This window comes from Bradyrhizobium sp. WSM4873, assembly GCF_055811355.1.
Genome location: NZ_JBVVPS010000067.1, coordinates 1 through 13,006, shown reverse-complemented (window position 1 = coordinate 13,006; position 13,006 = coordinate 1). Strand labels below are relative to the sequence as shown.

The following is a 13,006-nucleotide window of genomic DNA, read 5'->3' as shown; positions in this document are numbered from 1 at the left end:
TTCTTGCCAATGTCGATCCCAAACACCGTTGCCGGCCTGGGCTTGTTCCGTGTCCTCATTGCTTCCTCCTTTCAAAAGCCAACTCAGTCTGACTGAGAGGACGGGGCGGGTCATCCCATTAATGGTGACGCCCCCGGCCAAGCGGAAAGCTGTCGCCCATCTCCGAGACGCCTTCGGGATGAGCGAACGGCGGGCGTGTAAAGCCATCGGCTGCTGTCGCATGACCATGAGATACCAGACGATCCGGGCGGACGATGCCGGCCTTCGCCAACGCATGAGGGCGATCGCCCAGGAGCGCCGCCGGTTTGGCTATCGGCGCCTCCACGTTCTGCTCAAACGGGAGGGCTATGTGATCAACCACAAGAAGCTGTTCCGGCTCTACCGGGAAGAGAAGCTTGCGGTGCGCCGCCGTGGCGGCCGCAAGCGGGCGATCGGGACCCGGGCGCCGAAGACGGTGCCGATGGCGCCGAACGACCGCTGGTCGCTCGACTTCGTATCGGATCAGCTCACCGATGGTCGCCGCTTCCGTACCCTCACCGTGGTCGACGACTGCACCCGCGAGTGCCTGGCGCTGGTGGCCGACACCTCGCTCTCGGGCACCCGGGTTGCGCGGGAGCTGGACCGGCTGATGACCGAGCGCGGCAAGCCGAAGATGGTGGTCAGCGACAACGGCAGCGAGCTCACCAGCAACGCCATCCTGACATGGGCTGATCAGAGCCGCGTGGCATGGCACTACATCGCGTTGCTGGGCAAGCCCATGCAATTCCTTCATCGAAAGCTTCAACGGCCGGCTACGCGATGAACTGTTGAACGTGACGCTGTTCACGTCGTTGGCCCAGGCCCGCGTCGCGCTCGGATGCTGGCGGGCCGATTACAACGAGGCACGACCACACTCGCAGCTCGGATGGAAGACGCCGTCCGAGTTCGCCTTCACCTGCCACCCGCGCCGGGAGCTGGCGCTGCGCTATGCCGAGGGCTCCGCGCCAGCTCCGCCGCTGCCACCGCCCAACCGGGCAAATCCAACAGCCGGGGCGAACTCAGGACTGGATAAAACTTGGGGGCAAGGTCACGAGCGCTGCATGCACGCCAGCCTCAAGCTCAAGTGCTGTTTGAACACCGGCGCATCCTGTTCCAAAGACGACAAATTTCATCACTGTCTCCCGTCCACCTCGACAAAGCCAACCGCTGTACCGAAATTGTTCGCGGGCGTGAGGACATGTCGGTTGCCTGTCTTTGCAAGAGGCAATTCCGCCAATGGGCCGAGAGCCCGGCAAGCGACGGTGAACCCAGCGAGATGCGGGCCGTCCTCGGGATGGGGCGGCGTTACGCCGAAGGCGGCTTCGAACGCTTGCGCGCGGGCGAGCACAATCGTGCCGGTGCCCGTTTGAACGGCGATAGCATCCGGGCGCTCGCTGAAGCTATTTGCACCCGTGACCGTCCGAATGTAGCTAGCGAGATCCATTGCCGTTTCGCCCACAATCCAGACGTCCCGGACAGTCGAAGCACCGTTGGAATGCTTGAGATATTGTGGCTGCTCGTAGTACTCGGGGCGGTAGTGCTGGCAAGCAAACAAGCCGAGCCACGGTGCCGCGGGATGGTTCACAAACGCGAGGGAGAACCCCACCTTCACATCCGTCCCGTCGGGCATCTTGCCAGTTCTCGAAAAATCGAATGGCTCAAAGGTTTTCAGACCGGCTGCATGCCAAGCCTGAATATCGGCGCGCGCATCCGAAGTATCGAGCACCATCATCGAAAAGCCGTCGTGTCTCAAAAGGTAATCGCGATTGAATGCGGCAAACGAAAAATTGCCAGCGCGATGTTCGGGGACGTCCTGCGGATTTGTAACCGAAAGCAGTTCGAGATACGTACCGCGTAGCTGAATGATGGAGTTGCCGGTCCCAAAGGGATGCTGACCGCGCGGGACAATCGTAAATCCCAACGCTTGATAGTTCGAGCGCATTGCCTCCAGGTCGCGGCCCGCGAGAATCAAATGGTTGATGCCTTTCATCGATGAACACTCGCTCGGCTGATACCCATGCGCTTCGATGCCGCGCGCTCGGGCTTCAAGCCAGCCTCGCGCCGGAATTCCCAGGTTTGGTCTACCTCCTCGCAAAGAAGTCCCGCCCAGTCATTTTGTGAAACTTCCAGTCCGATCCCACGTAGTACAGTGTCCATCTAGTTGGAATATTGTTGGCAGCTACACGGCCATTCCAAACTGTGATCGTTTTGCAGTTCGGAGCTGAGGGCGCCGTCCAATTGACGTAGAAATCTATCTTGCTTGCCATGACGATACCCGCGACAGGGTAAGGCTGTCCCCGGCACGAAAATCCAGTCGCGTTGTTGATATACGTTCCCGTGAAATTCCCTGTTGATGCGTCTAGCGTTTGGATCGAAAGAACCGAGCCCCTTTGATTTACCCATGTAGATGGGGCCGGCAACTGCGCGTGAGCAGGCACCGAGATGAGCGTAAAGAGCACGAGCACAAACAAGCGTGTCATGGTATTCCCCTAAGCAACAAGCAACTGCACAAACCGTGCGGGATATGAGTTCGTTCTCATGCCCAGTTCAGGCGCGGAACTGCCGATGATCTCATTTCAAGGCCAGCCTGCACTCCGAAAGCTGCTCGCCAAAGGCAATTTGGCACGAGCGAGCGCATCGTTGCCGACAGCTGTTGAATTCGCGGGAGGAAACGACGCAGCGGGTCAAAGCGTCTTGAGGTATTCGATCAGCGCCTTTTTGTCTTGATCGCCCAAACTCGTCCCGTACTCGTGGCCGCATCGGCTGTCTCCAGAATTGATGTCATTACAATCCGTGACGGATAGTGTTTCGCTTAAGGGTTCCTGGGTGGCAGCAAGACCAACGTTTTCAATGTCGTATTTCCGCCCAATGCTAAACTGCGATTTGCGCTGTCCCGATGGCTTGAGCAATTCCGCCAGGGTAGGGACCGAGCCGTTATGAAGATAAGGTGCGGCGGCCCAAATACCCTGCAGAACACGAGCCTCGTAGGCGCCCCATGGAGGGAGCCGACCGCGAGATGCTTTTTCTGCCCCCTTCCGCTTGGCTTTTTTGACCGCTTCCGAGGTGCTGACAGCGTCGAAAGCCGTTACCAGATCCTGCAGGGTCGGCGGTAGTCTTACCAGCCCCAGAGACTCCGGGGTCTCCGACGAACCCGGATCTGACGCCGTCGCGACCCGTGCGTTGGAAGAGGCACCGCCGGCCAACAGGTGTTCTGCGATCGAACCAATGACCGAGGTTGCAAGGATGTCAAGGATTTGATCGGTCTCCTTGAGCGGCGCGGTCGCGAAGGGAATGTACGCTCCATTCAGCACGCCCGTCTTCGCTTTCCAGGCGAGCACATCGTATTCTCGTGTATCCGTACCGACGTTCTGGACCACGGTTCTCCATGTTTTGATGAATGGAAAGCGCTGCTCGCCGTCTTCAATGCCATGGCAGCCGCTACATCCCCCTTCAGCGGGATCTCTTTCGAAAATCATTTTGCCCCGGATGGCTAAGGCAGCGTCAATCTTCCAGGGCCATTTCGGAGGGCCGATGCGCTTCACCAAGTTCTCAAGCTCGCTTAGGCCGTCGAAATTGGTGGAATTGCCATTGAGGAAATTGATGACCGCACCCTGACGCTTAGGCTCGAACGTAGCGAACACCCCTAGGACCTCGCCGACGTTCCGGGCCAGCCCCAAGATGTCGCTTCCATTCTTTGCAAATCCCGGCCATTGCGTCTTGTCTTGCCGCGGCGCATTCCAAAGGAATGGGTATCTCACGGGAGCATCAGCGGTTTTTATGTTTTCCGGGATCATGAAATCGGGGGGCGGACCGATGTCCAGTCCGGATAAGCGGTTGAAGATCATCCCGACAGCATCCAGACGGCCCACTCCCCAGCCGTTTTTGGGCAGGGCTCGCACCATAAGCGTGTGAAACCGCAAGTACCACCTATCTACCTGCCGGCGAAGATCCTCAACATCGGCTATGTCGGGAGTTGCGGACTGCAGAACAGATGCAGCAAACGAGGCAAACGAATCGTCGCTAGCAAGCACATCACCGACTGCCTTGTCCAAATCGCGAAGCAGCGCGTAGAAGTCCACGAGCCCGGGCCCACCGTCGACGCGATACACCTTGCCGTCAACTTCGATCTGGCGCGTATGGCATGCCGAGCAGGTCATTCCGACAAGCTGGAAACCTTCGGGACCGGAGGCATGAAAGCCGATGGGAAGGCCGGCCTTGCTTCCAGGATTGAGTAGATAGCCGTACCGCTTCAGACCATCGGCGAGGAACGGTTGTCCGTTTCTTTGCTTGAGCGCCTGCATCCAGGATAGGGTGATCAAACGCGAGCCCTGATCGCGCACATAGAAGTCCGCTCTCGCCGCCGCGGTCCAATCTAACCCTTGGTCAACATAGATGGGATTGGCGTCAGCGCCCTGGGCGCTCGACCGTGTCGTGACAGCAACGGTTACTATCAGAAAGAGAACACGCAGCATCTTACGGCCCACCGTCTTTTAGACTCGTCCGAAGAGTTGTTCGCGGTACTAACTCCTCTCGCCGTCGCTGCAAGATGATCTCAGTCCTCGAACCTGCCTCCGACTGCAAGTCGCCGCGTTATTAAAGATCTCAGGCCCAATAAATTCAACCTACCAAGCTTGGGAGTGATGCCAGTTGCCGGAGCCGAGCTCAAGAATCTGAACAAGGCGATAAGTGGAGTTTCTGCCTGACGGGGGGCAAGATTGTCCCGCGAATCAGGCGAGACGATGAGCAAACGAGCCCGCCGGCACCGCGCACCGGCATTCAAGCCCAACGTGGCGTTAGCCGCGATCAAGGGCGAGATGACGCTGGCCCAGTTGGCTGAGTAGTTCGACGTGCATCCGAACCGGATCACGCAGTGGAAGTCCCAGCTTCAGGAAGCGGCGGCAGAGGGCTGGCGGAGGCAACAGAACGATCGAGCCTGCCGTGGACGTGAAAACGCTGCACGCCAAAATCGGGGAGCTGACGATGGAGAACGCTTCCTAAGAAACGGCAGCACCGACTTTCGGTTCCAAGGGAGAACAAAGCCGAATGCCTTGGCACGCTGATGCAAATTGTTGATCACCATCTGTGTTAGCCAAGTTGATTTGACGTTCTCGATAGCGGCGTTGTCACTCGTAACGCCGGTCCGGGCGAGTTCGAGAATTGTGCTGTCCTCTCAAGTGCCGATGTTGATCAAGCCGTTAGGGATGTCATCCCGCTCCATAAAAAACACGCAGGCATCCGCCAAATCATCGACATAGAGAAAGCCGTGCTCGGCCCTGATCCCAGACCGGGTAAGCCGCTCTCCCCTCTCCTTTGCATCCTTTGCCTTGCGGATCAAAGCGCGCACGACATGCTATTGTTCTGCTCATAATCGTTCTTGGGGCCGTACAGGTTACCCGAGCGCCCGAGCGGCGGCTCGTCCCAATGCGAGAAGTGGAAAATAATGGCGATACATGTTGAAGCTCAACATGAATCCACGTGATAGCTCGGTGCCCTGTTGCAGCCGGTTTGCGAGCTCCTGGGCCGCTAAGTTCGTACGAGCGCCAATCCCGTAGCCCGGAAAGCCCGTCGCGGTGTAGAAGTCTTCATCCCAGGTCCCATCGGCCTTTTGGGTAGCACAGAGATACTCAACACTCTTCTGTATCGCCGCACTGGTTTCGCGGCTGCTATCGACCGAAAGAAGGCACATGAGACCCCACGCAGTTTGTGATGGCGTGCTCGGCCCCCTCCCGCGAAGCTCCGGATCCATGTAGGATGCGCAAGTTTCACCCCAGCCACCGTCTTGATTCTGTTTCGATAGAATCCAAGTAATAGCGCGCATCACATAGGCCTGTGTCATGTCCTCGCCTATCGCTTGGAGAGCGGGCAATACGGCAGCGGTGCCGTATATGTGATTGACCCCCCATCGCCCAAACCAGCTCCCCGCTTCTTCTTGTTCGCTCCGGATGTAATCTAGAGCGCGGTGAATAGCCGGATGCTTGATGTCGTGTCCTAGCGCGGCAAAGGCTTCAAGGACGTGTGCGGTCACATCGACGCTTGGTGGATCGATCGCCTCTCCGAAATTGCAAAATGGAATCTTCGAGATAATCTCGTTGTTGTTGTCTCTGTCAAAAGCACCCCAACCGCCGTTGCGGCACTGCATAGCCAACGTCCACTCGACACCGAGTCCAATCGCTCGCTCGACTCGTTCTCTCAGACCTCCGATCGTCGACCTCAGTTTCCCGAGAACAAGTAAGGCGACGGCCGTATCATCAACGTCGGGATAGGAGTTGTTGGCGCGTTCAAAAGCCCAACCACCGGGGCTTACGTCCCTAACCTTTACAGACCAGTCTCCAGGAACAAGAACCTGCTGATTGAGAACCCATTCTAGAGCTTTGCAAACTTCGGTCTTGTCGGAGGACACGCCAGCCTCGAGGAGCGCAAGGACCGAGAGTAACGTGTCCCACACTGGAGATTCGCTAGCCTGAATATGGGTAGCGCCGTTACGCTCGTAGCTCCAGTGTGCTCCCAACGCGGAGATAGCCTTGGCCACCGAAGGATGATCAAGCCGGTAGCCCTCGTTGACTAGCGCAATTAATCCATAGACCCAGGGTGGTTGGAGACCTCCCCATGCGCCGTCGGCATCTTGATGCCTGATCATCCATTCGAGACAAAGCCTAATGGAATTCTCACGAAAGGGAATCAGCTTCGATCGTTGGGCTTCGTGAAGACCGCGATCAATCTTTAGGAAGAGCCATTCTAACGAAAGCAGGCGAGTGTGCTTCGCGGGAATTGAGAAATCGAAATCCTCATAAGGACAGGGAAAGAGTTCTTCGAGCTTGCTCCCGTCGGGAAGAGGCCAAACAGGCGTCCGCGCCGCGACGACGGTGAGAGGCACCATCGTCGCGCGAGCCCATTGAGCGAAGTTATAGATGTTGAACGGAAACCAAAGCGGCAGCCGAATTATCTCTGGGGGCAGATTGGGGGTGTGTTGCCACGGCCAAACCCCCAACATGGCCAGCCAATATCGCGAGAACACCCGGAGATTTCTTAGCGCGTCATGCTTCTGAATCCATGCACGCGCACCAGCGAGTTCGTCGCAGTGCAGGTCTAGCCCCTTGGCGCGCAGCGCCGCGTAGACCTCCACGGTCGAGTTGATGTCACCATCCGGTGCTCCTGGATATATGCCCCAAGAACCGTCCGGCCGCTGCCGTTGCAGCAAGGCCATAATGATTTTCTCTTCAGAGGGCAAATGAAACCCGGCTATGTGACTGGCGAGCAGCCACTCGGCCTCAATGGTCGAGTTTGACTCGACCATGCCAACCCAAAATCCAGATGGATTCTGAGACTTCCACAGCCAGTCGATCGCCGATTCGATTGTTTGACATAGGCGACCGGTCCCGAGTTGAGCGGGCAACGAGTCTTCCGAATCATCGGAATCCATAAGAGTTTCGGACGCCATGTTGCGGATCCCTACAGTTAGATGACATGAACCGCCCGCCCCGGATCTGCCGGGGCCATTTGGTTTTAAGTTATGCCGCCATAGCCGGTTGTTCCAGCCTGGTGTAGTTCGGCCGGTTGACGGATTTGCCGAAACCCATGTCCTGCATCAGTCGCGCCACGGTACAACGGGCAACATCGAAGCCTTCCCGCTTGAGCTGCCGCCAGACCTTGCGCACGCCGTAGACGCGGAAGTTCCGATCGAAGACGCGCCTGACCTCGATTTTCAGCGTAGCATCCTGCCGGGCGCGCGCCGACAGCCTGGCGGGATCCCGCCGCCTGGCCACATGGGCGTGATAGGTCGAGGGGACGATCGGCAGGACCTTGCAGATCGCTCGACCCCATGCGCCCACGATGATTGTCAATGAAGGCGATCATGGCTTGGACCGGCGGTCGAGCTCCGCCATCGCAAAATAGACGCTTGCCTTGAGCAGGATCTCGTTGGCCTGCCGAAGCTCGCGGTTCTCTCGTTCAAGGGCTTTCGGCTTCCGGCCCGCTGCCCTCTATCGATCTCGGCCTTCTTGACCCAGTCATGCAGCGTCTGCGGTGTGGAGCCGATTTTGGCAGCAGTCGAGGTCACTGCCGCCCAGCGCGACGGGTGCTCGCCGGCGTGATCTAGAACCATCCGAACCGCTCGGTCCCGAATTTCAGGCGAAAACGTGTTCGTGGTCTTGCTCGTCATGGCTCATCCTCTCAGGAGTTGGAGCCTCCGGCAAATCCGGGGCGGTTCACAAGCATGAGGACATCTATCTAAGGCTATGCCGACTGCGAGGCTAAGGCAGGAAGCGCAAACTCCGATCGCCTTCTATAATGGTCGTCGCCTTCATAGGCCATCGCAGGCCGATGGTGGTTTGGCGCGAATGGATGCAAGCCGAGGGCTGTGGGCATGTGGACAACGCTGACGCGTTGACCGCATGCCCACAGCAACAGACAGACTCTCTAGCCGCGCGATAAAAAGTAATCAGGAGCGGTCAGCTAGCAACTAATAAGCTGATTCAGCTAGGCGAGTGCCGGACCTCTTATATACTTTGCTTAATCTGCTTTCCGGTTTCGTCGGTCATTTTGATCGACAGGTCGGCGATTCGACGACTGATATCCAGAGCAGCTTCCAGCGTCTGCCGCAGAACCTGACTTTGTACGGCAACAAAGTCCTGAGGAGTTCGACAGAGCCACAGCTTTCGGCTGTAGTCCATGTGAGTCTCTACTTCTTTCCGAACCATCTGGCAGTACTCTTGAGCTATTTCACTCCCTAATTTGGCAGCAGCCGTACTAGCGAAAAGGATCGTTCGCCCCTCGCGCGCCCACCCTTCGGTTGCTTCTGTTGCGTGCTGCAGCCGTTCTCCTGAGACACCGAACATGTGACCAAATTGCTCCGTATACCGTCCAATGGCTGAGGTCGTCGCTTGCAGGCCGGCTCGCCATGCGCGCTGCACCGTCTCGAAGTTCTGCTCAGCGATATTGGCCGTTGATCGGGCTATTTCTTCTCCGGCTTGAGCCGCACTCTGGCCAACGCGCGCACTCTGATCAGCTGCAGCCTGTTCCTTACGGTTGGTCTGTTCAGCCGCTTTCTCGCCGGAGTGGCGAGCTGCATCTTCCATTCTTTGTGTGGACTTATCCTCTTGGCGTGGGTTTGCCATGTTTGTTCTCCAGTTATTGCAGGTTGACGACTTGCTTCGTATTAGCTTGAATCGTCCCGAGTGCTTCGGGCTTAAGTTGCACCGCGTGCTTCTCACCAAACGACTCTACTCACCTAGCTGAGAACTGAGTAGAACGAACCTACTAATTCTGGCACCACGCTATATTGCGAACTTCTGGTTCAGGACACTAGCAGTCTGCTGAAGAACCCAAAGCCACGGAGGAGACTTGATGATTCACTTTGTCATCTCGAATCGGCGGAGGCGATCATGCGCGGCAGGTTTGCGGACCAGGGCGGCCTGTTTTCGTACATCGCGCCCGATAAGCGTGTGCCAGCGAACCATCCGCTGCGGAAGGTCCGGGAACTTGTCCGGAATGTTTTGAGTGATTTGAACCGCAGCCTTGGGAAGCTCTACCCCAGCGAGGGGCGTCCTTCGATCCCGCCGGAGCAATTGTTGAACGCCTTGCTGCTGCAGGTGTTCTACGGCATCCGCTCGGAACGCCAGTTGATGGAGCAACTGGACTTCAATCGTTTGTATCGCTGGTTCGTGGGACTGTCGCCGGACGATCCGGTCTGGGACCCGACCACCTTCACCAAGAACCGCGAGCGGCTGCAGAACGGCGATGTGTTCACGAAGTTCATGACCAGCCTTCTGAGCCATCTGAAGGTCCAGCCACTGCCGTCGGACGAGCACTTCTCGTTGGATGGAACGCTGATCGAAGCCTGGGTTTCACAGAAGAGCTTTCGTCCCAAGGACGGTAGCGGTGATGATGATGACGGCGCCAACTTCCACGGCCGGAAGCGTAAGAACGACACCCATGCCAGCACCAGCGACCCGGACAGCAGGCTTTATCGCAAGGCGGCCGGACAGGAGGCCAAGCTTTGCTATATGGGCCACGCCACCATGGAGAACCGCCATGGGCTGGCGGTAGCCGGCAGGGTCACGCATGCCAATGGCACCGCCGAACGCCGGGCTTCGGAGACCACGCTGAAGGCCAGACGCAAAGCCGCGGGCCGTCGCATCACTGCCGGCGAGGACAAGGCGTCCGATACCGCCGATCATGTCGCCAACCTTGGCGCCATCGGCGTGACGCCGCATGTGACACAGAGCCAGGCCGTCACCAAAACCGGCAAAACCCGCAACAGCGCCATCGACGAACGAACAAACGAACCACACGGCGTCCCGGATATGACATGTCGCAGTCGCGCCGGGCGATGGTCGAGTGCATCTCGGATGGGGCAAGCAGCACGGCACCATGCGCAAGACCAAACATCGCGGCATCGCTCGCGCCGCCGACTTCCTGCTCAATCTGATCGCCTACAACCTGATCCGAATCCCCAGACTGCTTGCCGCTTAGCCGCCCCGCATCAGGGTACACCAAACACCAGGCTAGAAATTACCTCCAACTCCGCCGCGCCGCCCCAACAACGACCGGTCAGAATAAGAAAAACTCTCAGTTTCAAGGTTTTTCAGCAGACTGCTCTCTTGTTTGCTGTCAAGGGACTCGATCAAGCGGAGCCGCTTCCGGCTGAGCGCCCGGACGCTGGACTTCGAAGGTGCCCACGGTAGAGGCAGGCCAAAGACGACGGTTGATCAAGCTCTCATGCGCGGGTTGGCTACCGCATGACCGTGGTTTCGTCTTGGGGCTGCCTCGGTCTAGGGGGCGAGCGTCGGCAATGCCGGCTCATAACAGGCCACGAGGATTTCCCACCGCGTCCCGCCTCCTGCCCTGGGCACCGATATGGTCGAGCAGCGCCCTTCAGGCGACCGGCCCGAGTTGTACTTGATGAGTGATCGCCCACAGGAAGCCGAACCATCTCGCGTGCAATGGCGGTGGTGACGATCACCTTACCTTGGGTTTGCCGACCGCCGACAAGCGGCGATAGCGGGCGCACAGCCTGACCTGGGCCTTCCAGGCGATATCGCGGATAGCTTGAGGCAGGCGCTCGTTACGGTCATGGAGCTTGCGACTGACGCGAGCTTACATGCGATAGGTCCATGCCCCCTCAATCAGAGCCCGCCTGGCCAGAGCGTTGCCAGCCTTGGTGATGCCTATAGCGCGACAATCTGGATGGGAAGCGCGCGACAATCAGGATGGCGAGTCTGTGTCGCGGCGAAGTGATGATTGCCGCGATGATTGTCGCGCGCAAGAGTTTTGTTCGCTCTGATTGTCGCGGAGCGTCAATCAGCGAGTGTTTGTGGTGTCGCGTGCGAGGGGGGGCGCCCTGGACCACGCTTCCGTTCGAGCGCGGTGCGCCTGCGATAGCTTTCGACGTTCATCTCGACGATGGTGGCGTGGTGAACGAGACGATCGATGGCGGCGAGCGTCATAGCAGGGTCACCGAACACGTCAGAGTACCCCTATTGTCGAGCGGGTCGTGTCTCACGTCACGATCACTGACCCGCATCATTTTCTTTTTGGGCACCGGCTTGAGGTGCTGAAGCAGCGGTCGGGGCGCGGTCCCGCCTACGTCGTTGTCGCGCTGCCGGACGGCCGGCCGCGGGCGGTTCGGATCGCGTCGACGGATCTTGTCGAGACGATAACTTCTGGCCCGAACGCCGCCGATCTGCCACGCATCAGCGCACGTACGCTGATCCCATTGATGCAACATTTGAGCGCGAGTCTGAGCTTTCTCGACGAGAAGGTGATTCGCGATGACCCACCGACCGCTTCCAGGTCGCGTTGCGTATCGACCCCTGCCGACGTTGGCAAAGCCACCTGGCCGTCCGGCCGACATTCCGCGCCTGTGGCCGAATCTATCGACCGCGACGCAAACCCAGATCGCTCAAATCTTCGCCGCGCTGCTGCGGCGGATGCAAGCGGTTCCCGGCACGCCCGGAAGAGGACTGGGTCGTGCTGATCAGCTTGAACGTCGCTGACGAGCGGCTCACGACTGCGCACCGAGCGAAGTTGGCCTATGTCTACGTGCGGCAGTCATCCGTGAACCAGGTGCGTCAGCACCACGAGAGCACGGAGCTGCAGTACCGCCTCGTCGATCGCGCCATCGGTCTGGGCTGGCCGCCGGAGCGCGTCCAGGTCATTGATGAGGATCTGGGCAAATCCGGTGCTGGCGGTGTGGATCGTCATGGTTTCCAGAAGCTCATTGCCGAGATCGGCCTTGGCAACGCCGGTCTCGTGGTGAGCCTCGACGCTTCTCGCTTGGCCCGCAACAACCGGGACTGGCATCAGCTTCTCGAGCTGTGCTCGGTGTTCGGCGTGCTCATTGCGGATGGCGAGCGGCTTTACGATCCGCGCGCCTACCACGACCGCCTGCTGTTGGGCTTGTCCGGCATCATGAGCGAGGCGGAGTTGCATCAGCTTCGAATGCGCCTTCACCAAGGGGAACGCCAGAAGGCGGCGCGCGGCGAACTGCGGCTGCCCCTGCCAGCCGGGCTCGCCTATGATCGAGCGGGCACAATTATTCTCAATCCCGATGAGGAGGTGCAGGCCCGCCTTCACTGAACCGCCCCGGGTTTGCCGGAGGCTCCAACTCCTGAGAGGATGGAGCCATGACGAGCAAGACAACGAACAAGTTCTCAGCAGAGGTCCGGACCCGAGCGGTTCGGATGGTTCTGGATCACGCCAGCGAGCACCCTTCGCGCTGGGCGGCAGTGACATCGATTGCCGCGAAGATCGGCTGCACGCCGCAGACGCTGCATGACTGGGTCAAGAAGGCCGAGATCGATAGCGGGCAGTGGGCCGGCGTTCCGACTGACATGGCCGAGAAGCTGAAGGCGCTGGAGCGGGAGAACCGCGAGCTTCGGCAGGCCAATGAGATCCTGCGCAAGGCAAGCGCGTATTTTGCGATGGCGGAGCTCGACCGCCGGTCCAAGCCATGATCGCCTTCATCGACGATCATCGTGGGGCGCATGGG

The 13,006-nt window shown here is 58.9% G+C and carries 7 protein-coding genes, 7 pseudogenes and 2 other annotated features; of the genes and pseudogenes, 5 read left to right on the top strand and 9 right to left on the bottom strand.

All coding sequences use genetic code 11. From position 1 onward, the window contains the following. Positions 1–121: 121 nt before the first annotated feature. Positions 122–1,051: pseudogene (locus tag AC0L21_RS37130) on the top strand (IS3 family transposase); the annotation flags it as partial. Positions 1,052–1,150: 99 nt separating this feature from the next. On the opposite strand, the gene AC0L21_RS37125 reads toward AC0L21_RS37130, so the two are convergent. From AC0L21_RS37125 to AC0L21_RS37115, 3 genes are all read right to left on the bottom strand, one after another. Further along, complete coding sequence (locus AC0L21_RS37125; protein ID WP_473256511.1) at positions 1,151–2,008, bottom strand: VOC family protein; 858 nt, start codon at positions 2,006–2,008, stop codon at positions 1,151–1,153. A 91-nt stretch (positions 2,009–2,099) separates the two neighbouring features. Beyond that, positions 2,100–2,498 carry an avidin/streptavidin family protein gene (locus AC0L21_RS37120; protein WP_473256510.1) on the bottom strand — a complete coding sequence of 133 codons (399 nt, stop codon included), beginning with the start codon at positions 2,496–2,498 and terminating at the stop codon, positions 2,100–2,102. Between the two features lie 204 nt (positions 2,499–2,702). Beyond that, positions 2,703–4,490, bottom strand: a complete 1,788-nt coding sequence (locus AC0L21_RS37115) for a di-heme-cytochrome C peroxidase (RefSeq protein ID WP_473266884.1) — start codon at positions 4,488–4,490, stop codon at positions 2,703–2,705. 267 nt (positions 4,491–4,757) lie between these two features. On the opposite strand from AC0L21_RS37115, the pseudogene AC0L21_RS37110 reads away from it, so the two are divergent. Then, positions 4,758–5,007: pseudogene (locus AC0L21_RS37110) on the top strand (transposase); the annotation flags it as partial. A 181-nt stretch (positions 5,008–5,188) separates the two neighbouring features. On the opposite strand, the gene AC0L21_RS37105 reads toward AC0L21_RS37110, so the two are convergent. From AC0L21_RS37105 to AC0L21_RS37090, 4 genes and pseudogenes are all read right to left on the bottom strand, one after another. After that, positions 5,189–5,362, bottom strand: coding sequence for an NAD-dependent epimerase/dehydratase family protein (locus AC0L21_RS37105; RefSeq protein ID WP_231144188.1), 174 nt, complete (start codon positions 5,360–5,362; stop codon positions 5,189–5,191). A gap of 45 nt (positions 5,363–5,407) precedes the next feature. After that, positions 5,408–7,456, bottom strand: a complete 2,049-nt coding sequence (shc, locus tag AC0L21_RS37100; RefSeq protein WP_473256546.1) for a squalene--hopene cyclase — start codon at positions 7,454–7,456, stop codon at positions 5,408–5,410. Between the two features lie 133 nt (positions 7,457–7,589). Next, positions 7,590–8,176, bottom strand: a pseudogene (locus AC0L21_RS37095) (IS3 family transposase); the annotation flags it as partial. Next, positions 7,800–7,914: a sequence feature (AL1L pseudoknot), on the bottom strand. Its footprint overlaps the pseudogene before it by 115 nt. A 337-nt stretch (positions 8,177–8,513) precedes the next feature. Beyond that, complete coding sequence (locus AC0L21_RS37090) at positions 8,514–9,131, bottom strand: phasin family protein (RefSeq protein WP_439034084.1); 618 nt, start codon at positions 9,129–9,131, stop codon at positions 8,514–8,516. Positions 9,132–9,398: 267 nt separating this feature from the next. Between AC0L21_RS37090 and AC0L21_RS37085 the strand changes: the two are divergent. Beyond that, positions 9,399–10,488, top strand: a pseudogene (locus AC0L21_RS37085) (IS5 family transposase). Positions 10,489–10,890: 402 nt separating this feature from the next. Here AC0L21_RS37085 and AC0L21_RS37080 read toward each other — a convergent pair. Together AC0L21_RS37080 and AC0L21_RS37075 are read right to left on the bottom strand one after the other, a co-directional pair. Then, a pseudogene (locus AC0L21_RS37080) lies at positions 10,891–11,184 on the bottom strand (IS110 family transposase); the annotation flags it as partial. Positions 11,185–11,312: 128 nt separating this feature from the next. Next, a pseudogene (locus tag AC0L21_RS37075) lies at positions 11,313–11,489 on the bottom strand (ATP-binding protein); the annotation flags it as partial. A gap of 496 nt (positions 11,490–11,985) precedes the next feature. Here AC0L21_RS37075 and AC0L21_RS37070 point away from each other — a divergent pair. Together AC0L21_RS37070 and AC0L21_RS37065 are read left to right on the top strand one after the other, a co-directional pair. Further along, a complete protein-coding gene (locus tag AC0L21_RS37070; RefSeq protein ID WP_473256499.1) occupies positions 11,986–12,594 on the top strand; it encodes a recombinase family protein in 609 nt (202 codons plus the stop codon). A gap of 47 nt (positions 12,595–12,641) precedes the next feature. Beyond that, positions 12,642–13,006, top strand: a pseudogene (locus AC0L21_RS37065) (transposase); the annotation flags it as partial. Next, positions 12,926–13,006, top strand: a sequence feature (AL1L pseudoknot). This feature is flagged as partial in the annotation. It overlaps the preceding pseudogene by 81 nt.

Excerpts from the sequence above, each read along its gene's own strand:
- AC0L21_RS37115 (WP_473266884.1), bottom strand. The coding sequence starts at position 4,490 with ATGCTGCGTGTTCTCTTTCTGATAGTAACCGTTGCTGTCACGACACGG.
- shc (WP_473256546.1), bottom strand. The coding sequence starts at position 7,456 with ATGGCGTCCGAAACTCTTATGGATTCCGATGATTCGGAAGACTCGTTG.
- AC0L21_RS37090 (WP_439034084.1), bottom strand. The coding sequence starts at position 9,131 with ATGGCAAACCCACGCCAAGAGGATAAGTCCACACAAAGAATGGAAGAT.
- AC0L21_RS37125 (WP_473256511.1), bottom strand. The coding sequence starts at position 2,008 with ATGAAAGGCATCAACCATTTGATTCTCGCGGGCCGCGACCTGGAGGCA.
- AC0L21_RS37120 (WP_473256510.1), bottom strand. The coding sequence starts at position 2,498 with ATGACACGCTTGTTTGTGCTCGTGCTCTTTACGCTCATCTCGGTGCCT.